Source organism: Leptospiraceae bacterium (assembly GCA_024233835.1).
Taxonomy (GTDB): Bacteria; Spirochaetota; Leptospiria; order Leptospirales; family Leptospiraceae; genus JACKPC01.
Genome location: JACKPC010000006.1, coordinates 284,112 through 296,472, shown reverse-complemented (window position 1 = coordinate 296,472; position 12,361 = coordinate 284,112). Strand labels below are relative to the sequence as shown.

Annotated in this window: 10 protein-coding genes; 9 read left to right on the top strand and 1 reads right to left on the bottom strand. The window is 35.5% G+C overall.

Translation table 11 applies throughout. The annotated features are described in order from the left end of the window. Positions 1-12 precede the first annotated feature (12 nt). The 9 genes from H7A25_23795 to H7A25_23755 all read left to right on the top strand — a co-directional run bounded on the left by H7A25_23795 (position 13) and on the right by H7A25_23755 (position 11,185). Positions 13-1,182, top strand: a complete 1,170-nt coding sequence (locus tag H7A25_23795) for an aminotransferase class I/II-fold pyridoxal phosphate-dependent enzyme (GenBank protein MCP5502945.1) — start codon at positions 13-15, stop codon at positions 1,180-1,182. 152 nt (positions 1,183-1,334) lie between these two features. Beyond that, complete coding sequence (locus H7A25_23790; GenBank protein MCP5502944.1) at positions 1,335-2,936, top strand: hypothetical protein; 1,602 nt, start codon at positions 1,335-1,337, stop codon at positions 2,934-2,936. A 65-nt stretch (positions 2,937-3,001) separates the two neighbouring features. Further along, the gene (locus H7A25_23785; protein ID MCP5502943.1) at positions 3,002-3,805 is read left to right on the top strand and encodes a glycosyltransferase family 2 protein; all 804 of its coding nucleotides are present in this window, start codon (positions 3,002-3,004) and stop codon (positions 3,803-3,805) included. After that, positions 3,789-4,637, top strand: coding sequence for a hypothetical protein (locus H7A25_23780; protein MCP5502942.1), 849 nt, complete (start codon positions 3,789-3,791; stop codon positions 4,635-4,637). The genes H7A25_23785 and H7A25_23780 overlap by 17 nt, the downstream gene beginning before the upstream one ends. A 6-nt stretch (positions 4,638-4,643) precedes the next feature. Beyond that, on the top strand, positions 4,644-5,441 hold the full coding sequence (locus tag H7A25_23775) for an ABC transporter ATP-binding protein (protein ID MCP5502941.1): 798 nt from the start codon (positions 4,644-4,646) through the stop codon (positions 5,439-5,441). Further along, positions 5,438-6,994: an FHA domain-containing protein gene (locus tag H7A25_23770; protein ID MCP5502940.1), complete on the top strand. Its 1,557-nt coding sequence runs from the start codon at positions 5,438-5,440 to the stop codon at positions 6,992-6,994. The genes H7A25_23775 and H7A25_23770 overlap by 4 nt, the downstream gene beginning before the upstream one ends. 7 nt (positions 6,995-7,001) lie before the next feature. Then, positions 7,002-7,634: a CDP-alcohol phosphatidyltransferase family protein gene (locus tag H7A25_23765; protein MCP5502939.1), complete on the top strand. Its 633-nt coding sequence runs from the start codon at positions 7,002-7,004 to the stop codon at positions 7,632-7,634. A gap of 81 nt (positions 7,635-7,715) precedes the next feature. Continuing rightward, complete coding sequence (locus H7A25_23760; GenBank protein ID MCP5502938.1) at positions 7,716-9,488, top strand: hypothetical protein; 1,773 nt, start codon at positions 7,716-7,718, stop codon at positions 9,486-9,488. Continuing rightward, a complete protein-coding gene (locus tag H7A25_23755) occupies positions 9,485-11,185 on the top strand; it encodes a hypothetical protein (GenBank protein ID MCP5502937.1) in 1,701 nt (566 codons plus the stop codon). Before H7A25_23760 ends, H7A25_23755 begins: the two co-directional genes overlap by 4 nt. On the opposite strand, the gene H7A25_23750 is transcribed toward H7A25_23755, so the two are convergent. After that, on the bottom strand, positions 11,182-12,291 hold the full coding sequence (locus H7A25_23750) for a tetratricopeptide repeat protein (protein ID MCP5502936.1): 1,110 nt from the start codon (positions 12,289-12,291) through the stop codon (positions 11,182-11,184). The two genes, H7A25_23755 and H7A25_23750, sit on opposite strands and share 4 nt — an antisense overlap. Positions 12,292-12,361: the final 70 nt, after the last annotated feature.

Below are 12,361 nucleotides of genomic sequence, written 5' to 3'. Positions count from 1 at the left end.
AGGAGAACTGATTTGGAGAATTTAAATCATTTTGAAACTCTTGCGATTCGCACAAGAATGAAAGAAAAAGGTAGGGAGCATTGTAGTCCCATTTATATGAGTTCCAGTTTCACTTTTGAAAATGCAGAAGAAGCAAGAGCGATGTTTGCTGATGAAATAGAGGGAAATATATATACACGTTTTTCCAATCCCAATACTTCTGAGCTGATTGAAAAGATATGTTTAATGGAAGGAGCTGATGATGGATTTGCTACAGCTTCCGGTATGTCTGCTATTTTTACGAGTATCGCAGCTTTTTTAAATAAAGGAGATCATTTACTTGTTTCTCGATCTGTATTTGGCTCTACTCATCAAATTGTAACTCAGATTTTACCTCGCTGGGGAATTGAGTTTACATACGTGGATATAGATAAACCTGAAGAATGGGAAAAAGAAATTCGTTCTAATACAAAAATGTGCTTTGTAGAAACTCCCTCTAATCCCTCTCTGGACTTAATCGATTTGGAATGGTTGGGAAAGCTTTGTAAATCAAAAGGTGTTCTATTGAATGTAGACAATTGTTTCTGTACCCCTTATTTGCAGAATCCTATCCAATATGGTGCTGATATAGTTATGCACTCTACTACCAAGTTTATTGACGGACAGGGGAGAACTATAGGAGGAATTATTGTATCCAATAAGAAATTAACAGAGAAAATCCGGTTTTTTGCAAGACATACGGGTCCTGCTATGTCACCCTTCAATGCCTGGATTCTTTCCAAGAGCCTTGAAACTTTACATGTAAGAATGGACAGGCATTGTGAGAACGCTCTTAAACTCGCTGAATATTTAAAACAACATAAGGAAGTTGAAGAAGTTATTTATCCGCATTTATCTTCTCACCCTCAGTATGAACTGGCAAAAAAGCAGATGAGATTGGGGGGAGGGATTGTAACTTTTTTAGTTAAGGGGGGAATGGAGAAAGGAAAGAAGTTTTTAGATTCCAATAAGAACTTGTCCTTTACGGCAAATTTGGGAGATACCAGAACTATCATTACCCATCCGGCATCTACTACTCATTCCAAATTAAGTGATACTGAAAGAGAAAAAGTAGGCATATTACCGGGGACTATTCGGGTGTCGGTGGGGCTGGAGCATATTGAGGATATTATTCAAGAAATTGATAAGATGCTAAATTTGTAGTATCCCTTAAGGAAAAGTTGTGACTATAGGTGGTATAAACCCTCATCTTTTCCGGTTGTTGAGGGTTTGTCGCTTAAAAAATAATTGCCTTGACTTTTTTTAAAAAATATATAATCTACAATGAGCCCTTTAGGGAAAAGGAGTTGGGTGTCATGCGTTTTTCTTTTACGTTTTTTTATATACTTATCATTTCTTTTCTGTTTCTCGATTGTTCTAAAAAAGTTGAGAAAAAAGATGAGATTTTAAAAACAGCTGCTCTTGCCGGTATTTCAAGTGAGAAACTCCCTCGTATAGATACCGAGTCAATTCCCGAATCACCTGCTGTCCCTGTAAATGAACCCACTCCTTCTGAAGGGGATGGTTCTGAATCAACAGCAAAACCTGTTGAAACGACAAATACGGATCCTATTAATGAGGCCGGCAACAGTTCGGAATCGGAACTTTACAGGAACCAATATCTACCGGAGGATTTTTCTTTAAAAATCCCCACCAAACCGGAAACTCTTAAAAACGAAGTAAATATGTCCAGATGCTATATTGATCAGGCTGTTGAAATGGGAGATGTAAGCAGCACCAACTCAAGGCTTTGTGGGCTTGCCTTTGACCAGGTAAAACTGGAACTTCATGCCCTGTTTCTGGATCTTGCTCTTCCTCATATCCGGGCACTGTGTAAAAATAAGCTTCCCAGCTGTGATCTGGAAGGAGAAGTCATTGACATTACTGTCTCCGAACCTGTTGTTCGAAAAGTCCAGAAACTTTATGCTTTCTATGACTATGTAGGTTTAAATCAGTATTTCCAATACAATGGTTATGAAATAAATAATGGAGCCAAGTTTCCTTATAAACTTCGTGTATATGAAGAAATAGACCATCCGGTTTACGAATATAGGGCTGTGATTATCCAGAGAACTATTAGCACCAGGGGAACCGAAGTCGAAGAAAGACCGGATACAGCTGAAATAACCGTATTATGGGATAAAACAAGAAAAAATATCCTTTTTCAATTTCATGGATTTGCAGAGGTCTTTGATTATAAAATTAATGCCAGACGGGTCTATGATTATTCAATGGCAGATAAGCGGATAAATTATACCACTGAACTTGATTACTGGCATACGAAATCTGATCTTGCTTTTCGCCTCGGCCAATCAGGGAGTATCGTGGAATGTGATAAAAGTGAAGATTGTATCCAACACAGTGGAATTGCCGGTTTTTATGTAGGGTCTGATTCCGAAGCCAATGGAATTACCGGACCTGAAACCTATTATCATTCTTTTCGAATTTCTTCCGGTATAGCGAAGCTGGATGGAGGAATCGTTCATAATATTTATCCGGAAACAGGATATTCCGATCAAATGCTTTTATATAAGTCCGGAAATGAGCTGGAGTATACTTTAAATCCGGATACTACTTTCACTAAAAAATGGGGTTTTTCGAACTCTTCTCCCAATCAGGAAGAGGCCGAATTGAAAGAGAACCTGTTCTGGCAGAACTATCTGAGTTTGGAAGGGAAAATTTTAAATCCTCTGATTACAGCGAAAATTACTCGTTCTGAATTAATTCCTGAATTTCCAAATCGAATCTTCTGGCAGTCTACTGAGATACCCACAACCCCGGTTCCTTTAAATGGATACGGTCTAACAGGTAATCAAACATTCATTCAGATTCGGTTTAAAGAATTGGAAGATAAAGCCTATCGTTCTCTATTTCTTCCTGATGGAAGCAGGGAATACACAGTTTCTGGCGGCTTCTGAGTTTGTTTTTTAAGCGGGAAAAAGGTTTACTTACATAAAAAAATAAATTATCCGATGATAAAACTGTGAAGCCAAAGCTTTCAGTAGCCATCATCACTTATAATGAAGAGAAGAATATTAGAGACTGTATCCGTTCCTGTGAAGAACTGGCAGATGAAATCGTGGTTCTGGATTCGTTTAGTACCGATAAAACAGAAGAAATTGTTCGGAGTTTCCCGAAAGTCAGGTTCTCTACACGGGAATTTACCGGGCATATAGAACAAAAAAATCGAGCTATCGAACTCTGTACCGGGGACTGGGTTTTGTCTCTGGACGCAGATGAAAGAGTAAGTCCTGAGTTAAAAGAAAGCATTACGGCTGTTCTGGAGAAAAAGGAAGATTATAATGGTTACAGGATTGCCAGGTTAACCTATCATCTTGGTAGATACATCCGTCATTCAGGCTGGTACCCTCAAATGAGATATCGTCTTTTTAAAAAGGGGCTGGGACGCTGGAAAGGGGAAAATCCACATGATTTTTTGGAAATTGAGGGCAAGGGGGGGAAGTTAAAAGGAGACATCATTCATTTTAGTTTTAAAGACCTTTCTCACCAGGTTGATACCATCAATAAGTTTTCTTCTATTGTATCGTATACCCGTCATAAGAAAGGTCAGAAATTTTCCGTTTTCATGTCCTTACTAAAACCCATCAGTAAATTCTTGGAAATCTATATTTATAAGCTGGGTTTTTTAGATGGTTACCCGGGTTTTGTGATAGCTGTTTCCTCTGCTTTTTCGACGTTTTTAAAATATGCAAAAATCTATGAATATGATAAAGGATATATCCAAAGACCATCCAATATAAGGGAAGATTATGGGAATTCTACTTAAACCATTCAGGTTGTTAAAACGTTTATTTCAATTTTTTAAAAAAAATAAGAAGAAAGAAGTCGTACCTACGGAAGAAAAGCTTTTACCGAAAAGGGCAAAAGGCTTTGAATTAGAATTAGAAAGTCTACAAAAAAAACTTTCCGATTTCTTACTGACGAATCGTGTTCAATCCGGAAAAGTAGTGGAAAGGGAGAGTTATAAACTCCAAAAGAATGGCCCGGGTGTCTATAAGCTGGAAGGAACTGAATCGGATGGTAGAACTTATTCCATTATTATAGCTACCGGAAATTATCTCAGAGAAGCAGGTGGAAAAATAAATGGATTTATTCATCTTGAAGAAGCCGAGTTAAACCGGGCCCTGCAAGTGGAGCATTCTTCCTTACGCTCCTTTTTTTCCGAGATAAAAAATATACAGGTAGAGGATTATAGTGGAATCTTGCAGAATAATCAGGTGATGGAGCTAAGTTGGGAAGAAATTCTGGATTGGGAGCGTTTTTGGAAAGAGCAACTTCTTCTTTTGTTGAATCCAAACCAGGTGGCTCTGCTACTCGTAACGCTCGGTCTTACTTTTAAGCGTTTTTTTTATGAAACTGCTACGGACAAGCAAAAGCAAATCGTTAGCGATGAGCTTTTTTATTTAAACCAGGGAGTCGGTGAGGCTGCCAGTCCCCACACGAGGAACAAAGGAATTATGAATTTCGATTCTGCCAAACGAACCTTTTTAGACTCTTATCTTTCGATTAAAGAAAAAAGAGAAAAAGAGCAGGGTACAGAGAAACCTTCCGGAAATGAAAAGAAGAATCGTTTAAAATCAGCTTTACGGGGAATCTGAGAAGATTTGAACTCTTTATTAAAAATACAGAATTTAAACATAATCCATACTCAATCCGGGAAAACTATTTTAAGGGATTTTCGGATTTCTTTGCAAAGGGGAAGAATACATGCAGTAATTGGAGAATCCGGAAGTGGAAAAACAACCCTGGCACTTTTACTTTTTAAGCTAAGTCATCCGGATTTAAATTATTATTATGATGTATTTACCTTATTAAATCGGGAATATAAGGATATTTCAAAAAAAGAATGGTTGAATTTAAGAGGGAAGAATATTATTCTCATCCCTCAAAATCCGGCCAACGCTTTCCACCCTTACCGGAAAGTTGGAGTACAGATCAAAGAATATTTCTATTTGAAAGACAAAAAACTTGCAAATAAACCCTTTATCCTGCATATTTTGGAAGAGATAGGGATAAAAGAAGCAGAGGAAAAGTTAAATCGTCTTCCGGCAGAGTTGTCCGGTGGTGAAAGACAGAGAATTTTAATTGCTGTTGCCATAGCTTTGAAGCCAGATATTCTGGTGGCAGACGAGCCTACAACAGCTCTTGATTCGATTAACGAGAAAAATACATTGGATTTGCTCTATCGCCTTGTTTCAGAATCCGGGATTGGTTTACTTCTCATTACCCATGATATGAGGATTGTGGAAGGAATTGCCGATGATGTAACTGTACTAAAGAAAGGAGAATTTGTGGAAAACGCAAGGATTCAGGCCGCTCAGGTTTTATTGAATCACCCTTATTCTAAAAGCCTTTTTGAAGGCTCAATGAGATACCGGGTACCAGGAGGTATTATTGAATGATTAATAAGAGATTTTTTATTGTTTTTTTAGCTTTTCCCTCGCTTTTTAGCCTTTGGGCTGGACCGGTTCTGGAAAAAATTGATATTACACGCTTTCCATCTGTAAAATTGCAGGTTCGAGAATCAAGAGATCGTTCAATTCAATCAGAGAAGCTGAAAATTACAGAATCTCTCGGACCGGAAACACAATATGTAGAGAAGGTGAATATAATTCGAGTCAATGGGTTTCGTCCTATACACGCTCTTTTTTCTGTGCATATTTCTAATTTTGATTCTATAAATAAAGAAGCTCTGGGGATCTTGAAGGGCCTTCTGGAATCTCTGGGAGATCGAGATCGAGTTGGTTTACAATTTTTTGCCAATGAAACTGCTTTTATTCGATTGGATCTGGATAAATATAAAGCCCTGGCACAGTTAGAAAATCTGAGTCCGGGATATGGAAATCGACAGAACTATAGTCTTGTAGATTTACTGAAAGACTATCAGAAAACGGAATTGCCGACTATAGCTTTTATTATAAACCCGGAAATGCCAACTATTCTGGATGAGCCGATTGATGAAATAGTAAAAGGCTTTCGCAAACATAAAATTCCGGTACATATTATTGGTTTGGAAGCTACTGCAAATGAAAAATTAGCTGAATCTACAAAGGGAAGATACTATTCCATTAAAGAAAAAATAGCCTATACAGGTTTGAAATCGGATTTATACGCATTTCGAAAAATTCCTCCTATCCTGGAATATTCTTCTGTTTTTCAGAAAAAATTGAACAAGATATTTCCAAATACAATCAGGGTAAATTTTATCGCCGGAAAAGAAGAATATAATCTTCGTTATAAAGCTTCTTATTTAAATATTATTAAAACCCGTTTTGCAAAGGTGGAGTATTTTTACGGAGCCAGCTTTGCTCTTTTATTTTTCTGTTTGTTGGTTCTTTACCTGATAAACAGGAATATTCGTAACGAATTAGAAAAAGAAAGAAAGAAACAGCTTGAGAAAGTAAAAGAAAACGATTTGTATTATCAGGAAAATGTGCGTGAAGAAGCCCTCGAAGCAAAACGCAAAAAGGTAAAAGCTTCCAAACAAGAAAATCGGGAGCCTTCTTTGACCGCTAATTTAAGGGCAGTTGAGCAAAAGGTAACCAAAAAACTGAACTCGATAGAAGAAGCCAAAGCTTCTTCAACTCCCACCGCTATGTTAACTCAGTATGAGATTGAAGGTAGTTTACCCGAAGAAGAAATTAGTCGGGGAGATGATTACGATACAGCTATACTCATCCAGAAAAAAGGTCCGAACCCGGGTAGACAATTTACCATTAATAAAGGGGAGGTGAAAATTGGTAGCAGTCCGGAAAATGACCTGGTTCTTTGGGATAATTATATAAGTTCGGTTCATGCAAGGATTAAGAAAATTGAAAACAAATATGTTTTATTCGATCTTTATTCCAGTAATGGAGTCTATTTGAATGGAAAGAAATTACTCAGGCCCAGAGTTCTTTCTGATTTTGATGAAATTAAACTCGGAAAAACGATACTTATTTTCAGAGGAAAATAATTGATAAATGGAGACTGGAAAATTAACAGAAGAATTGCGTACGGAAAGGGTGTTTACAATTCCCAATATGATTACCTCTTTGAGAATTTTTGTTTTACCTTTCTTCATTTATTATGCAATTCGTTATGTGAAGTTTCCAAGCGATAGAACAAATGTATATGGACTTGTAAGTACTATTTTTATTGCGATTGTTAGCGATTTTTTGGATGGAAAAGTAGCTCGTTTTTTAAAACAGGAAAGTATTATTGGGAAATACCTCGATCCGGTTTGTGATAAGATAGTGAGTATAAGCGGGCTTATTGTCCTGGTTCTGTACTATGAAATGCCTCTCTGGATTTTAATTATATACTTTGTGCGTGAGATTCTGGGTGTTTGGCTCGGAACCTTCCTTTTTTTTAAAAGGGGAATACAGGGGAGTCCTAATATCTGGGGAAAATTAGGAGTTGCTTTGACTGCCATTACGGTTCTCTGGTATGTTTTCATGCCGGGAATCTCTCTATATATGAAAGAAGATAATATCATCAAACATCCGGAATATGCAGCCTATACAATGATCCTGGTGCTTTTTCTGGGTGCGTTTCAATACTCTTATACATATTGGAACATTGTTTTTCATCCGGAAAAAGAGAAAAAAAAGTAAAAATACTATACCTGTATAAGACCGTACAAGTAATTATAGAATTAACCTGCATAAATATTTTACACTGAGGAATAAACATCTATGAAATCCAGGACATTAGCCATTTTTCTCTCCCTTTTTCTTATCAGCCCTCTCCTGTCTCAGGAAAAAGCGAAGATACAGGTAAAAGAAATTAAAGATGTAGAGAAAATTGATTTTATCAATCGTTCGAGAAAAAGAGCGGATATTTCGATCAGACGACAAAACGAAGCGGTTGGAAAAGCTCTGGCAGAAGCGATTACTGAGGATGGTCAATCATCACATACATATAACAATTTCACCATGCAAAGAATTTTTCCGGGCGAAGATAAGAAAATGGGTGCGGATATTTTAAGTATGGGTAAGTCAATACCCTACGGACATGTAAACTCACTGATTCGAATCATTGAAGCCTATATTCGATATGCTTTTTCATATTCTGAGTCTGATGCTGAAACTATAGCCAAGTATATCATCTATTATAACGCTCTGCACCGTGGAGATAAGGATTACTATAGTGAAAAATATACATCTTCTGTAATGAAAAATTTGGATTCAAAGCGAATCGGTATCGCCAGAGATTATAAGAATTGGGCCGGTCGTTCCCTGATTGTAATTCCATTGGAGAATAATATTCTTTCCAAAAGTGGAAAAGATATAACACTCGATGAGTTAGAAAAAGAAGTGAATAAGATCATTGAAAACCGTAAAGGAAAAGATGATGAAAGAAAACGCTTTGATGATCTGAGCAAGAAGAAGTTGGAAGATGAAAAATCAAAATTAAAGAATCGTATTGATGATCTATATAAAAACGAAGAGAGTCTGAACAAAAAAGCAGAAGAATCTTTTGATAAACTGGAAGAGTTAAAAAAGGACCCTGCTAAAAATAAGGCAGAAATCGAAAAAGAAAAGAAGAAAGTTGATGAGTTGAATAAAAACAAGAAGAAATTAGAGAATGAAAAATTAGCTCTTCGGGATAAGGCAAAAGATATTGAAAAGAAAACCGGTGAAAACTTGGATATTAACAAGAGAGAAAAAAATACGAGTTTAAAAAAAGAAACGAAAGAATTAAAAAAACAAAATCAGAACTTAAAGAAAGAAAATAAAGAAGTCAAAAAAGAGAACACAAGTTTAAAAGAAAAGAATAAAGACCTTACGAAAGAGAATAAAAAAGTAACGAAAGAAAATGTAGTTTTAAAAGAAGAGAAGAAAGGCGTTCTGAAAGAGAATAAGGATTTGAAAAAGTCTTTAGAAATAGCGAAGGAAAGGGAAAGTAATGAAGGAAAGTATTCGAAGAATGTAATTGGTGGAAAAATTATTTTCCTGAAAATCATTAAATATACATCCGAGGGTCGTTATAATAATGAAATTTTTCTTTTGGATCCGGCTAAAGATGATGTCGTGATCAAGAGTGATTTTCATAACATCACCAGCAAAACTTTCCGGGAGCTGGGTTCAAATATCGTCGTAGTAGGTTTTGAAGAAAACCATAAAGATGTATATAAACTGGTTATTTTAGATAAATCTAATCTAAAATACCAGGGAAAATCAGAAACTAAAGTTTTCTGGCAAACACCTTTAGTGGTAGATAATCAAACTAAGGAAATATATGCGATTGAAGAGGAAGATGAACATTTTTATCTCACCAGGTTTGATAAGGATTTGAAAAAGATAAAACGTTCCAGTGTAGAAATCAGTCCTTTTTCTGAATTAACTTTTTATGGTTCTAAGATCTACATTACTTCAAAAGTAAAAGAAGGACAGAAACCTTCTATCCTAATTTTTGATAAAAATAAATTGGAATTAATTAAAACAATCAAACCGGAAATCGAATGATGCAATTTCAATATAGTTTGTTTTTCTGTTTTGTCTTATTTTTCTTTCTGAATACAATTCTTTTCTCTTCTCCTAAACTTGGAGAAGAGGAAATTCGTAATAGTGTTAAGATCGATTTTCTAAACCGTAATGCGAAGCGGGCAACAGGAAAGATAAAACAAGAAAATAGAAGAATCGGTTATAAGCTTTATGAGTTAATTTCTGCACCGAATAGTATGGGTTCTGAAGAGGTTTCCGGTTTTCGTATTCAAAGGTTTCAGAATATCGAAAATAAATTTGGAGCAGATGTCCTTTCGGTGCATAAGTCTGTTAAATATGGTCATATCCATTCTCTTGAAAGGGTATTAAGTGCTTATCTTGAAAAAGCTTTTTTGTATAGTGAATATGAAGCTGAAGTTTTATCTCGATACATTTTATATTACAATGCTATTCATCGTAAAGATATAGAGTATATACAAAAAAAGTATTCTAAAGACGTAATACGTAATATTGAGGAAGAAAATATAGGAATTTCTAAAACCTACAAAAATTGGGCCGGTAGGACCAGTCTTGTTATTCCGATAGAAGGCTTTCCCGGTACAAAAGTGAAGAGACGTATTGTACTGGATGAGATTGAAAAAGAAGTAGGGGATCTGATTGAAAAGAGTCGGGAGGGTAAAGAAGATAAGGAGGAACTGGAAAGATTAATACAAAAACAAAAAGAGAAAGATGAATGGTTGAGTAAGCAAAAGAAAAAGGCAAACGAAGATGATCTGACCATAACAGATCCATCTCATAAAAATTCAAACCTTCAAGATAAAGAAACTTCTAAGACTCTGGATGATAAGGAAGAAATAATCCTTAAAAAAGCAGGACCAAAAAAGAAAGAAGAGAAAGATAAGAAAGAACCTTCTGTAATCGAGCTAGAGTTAGAAAATAAACAATTAGAAAAAGAAAAAAAGCGGATTGAGAATGAAAAGGATTCTTTGAAGCAAAATATTAAAAACAAGAAAAATGAGAACGATGCTTTTCTGGATAAAAATAAAGAATTGGAAGAAGATACACAAAGAAAGACTTCGGAAAACCGGGATCTAAAAGAAAATATTCACCGTATAAAAAAGGAGAATCTATCTTTAAAACAAGTTCTTGATGAAAAAGAAAGCAAGTATTATGAAAAGGGAAAATACACAGACAATGTAATTGATGGAAAAATATATTTTATGAAAATTATAAAATATGTTCCGGAGATAGAAAGGTATAATAACGAAATTTATCTTATTGATCCATTGAAAGATGATGTGGTCATAAAAAGTGATTATAATAATATTTGTAGCAAGTCTTTTAAAAAGTTTGGTAAAAATCTAATTATGATTGGCTATACTGACGGACAATTTCGCTTAGTATTACTAAATCGCTACAATTTGCGTTTACAATCTTCTTCTGAAGCCAAACTCTATTTGCACAGTCCTGTTGAAATCTCGGAGAAAAGTATGCAGGTTTATGCTTTTGAAGATGAGGGTGGAAGATTTTTTATTGCAAAATATGATAAAAATCTAAAGCTTTTACATCGTTCTAAGGTGGAAGTTCAGCCGGATTCAGAAATTACTTTTTACGGAGAAAAGATTTATTTGAGTTCCAGGGGAGAAGAAGGGAAAGAGCCGGAAATCCTGATTTTCAAGAAATCCGACCTGACATTATTGAAAAAAATTAAACCCTAACTTTCCTCGTTTATAAACTGTAAGAGCTTGATGTCTACATCGGTGCTGGATGGGTTGCTTCTCAAGAACTCTTGAAGGATGTTGATAGCGTCTTCTTTTTTTCCCATATTATGATACCATAAATCGGATAATTCGATAACCGGTCTCGAATCCTTCGCGTCTTTCCCGATGAGTTGTTGATAAATCTCTTCTGAGTTAGCAAATTCCCCCATTAATTTGAGAGTGGAAGCTTTACCGAGAAGAGCATAGTAGTCTTCTTTGTTTCTATTAAAACATTCGAGTGCTTTTTCAAATTCTCCCATACCTCTTAAACTATCTGCGTATCGGTTTATGATAAGTTTGTTGTTTGGATCAAATTTAAGAATTTTTTCCCAAAATTCTATCGCCTTATCAAACATTTTCTTTCCCCTATAGCATTCGGCTAGACCATATAGGGCAAAAAAGTTATTGGATTCGAGGCTTTCTGCTTTTTCGTAGAATTCAATTGCTCGGTCATAGTCTTTAATTTTACGATAGCTATTCCCTATTTCGGTGAGGATCTTAATATTATTGGGTTGTATATTTACAAGTTTTTCCCACCAGTGGATGGCATCCAGATAACGCTGGCAGGCAAAATATAGATGACCGATTCCAACGATTACATATTGGTCGTTGGGATTGATCTGTAGTGCTGACATATAGTAGATTTCTGATTCTTTAAAATTCTTCAGTTTTCTATGCGCATCAGCTACTCGGCTTAAAATGGAAGCATCTGACATTGTGATATGTCTGTATTCTTCAGCGATATTGATAACCATATTAAGTTGTTTCATATCACGGTAACAATTCATTAAACCCATGATAGAAAATTTATTGGAAGCATCGCTTTCAAGGCATTTCTTATAATAAATTATCGCATCTTCATATTGCCTGGTTTTATACAAAAGATCACCCATTCCAACAAGACCGTAGGTATTTTCGGGATCAATTTTTAGAAGCTCTTCAAACTTGGTTTTGGCTTCATTAAACCTTTTAATCTCAATGTATTTATAGGCTTCTTTCGCAAGGTTTTTTATCTTGTTAAATTCCTGATCTGCACTTTCTTTGGCTTCTTCTATTTCATTCATGCTTTTCTTTCTCTTCTTGTTTATCGTCGGTATTTTTATTGGAATCAACTAATAGAAATTCCAAGAATAA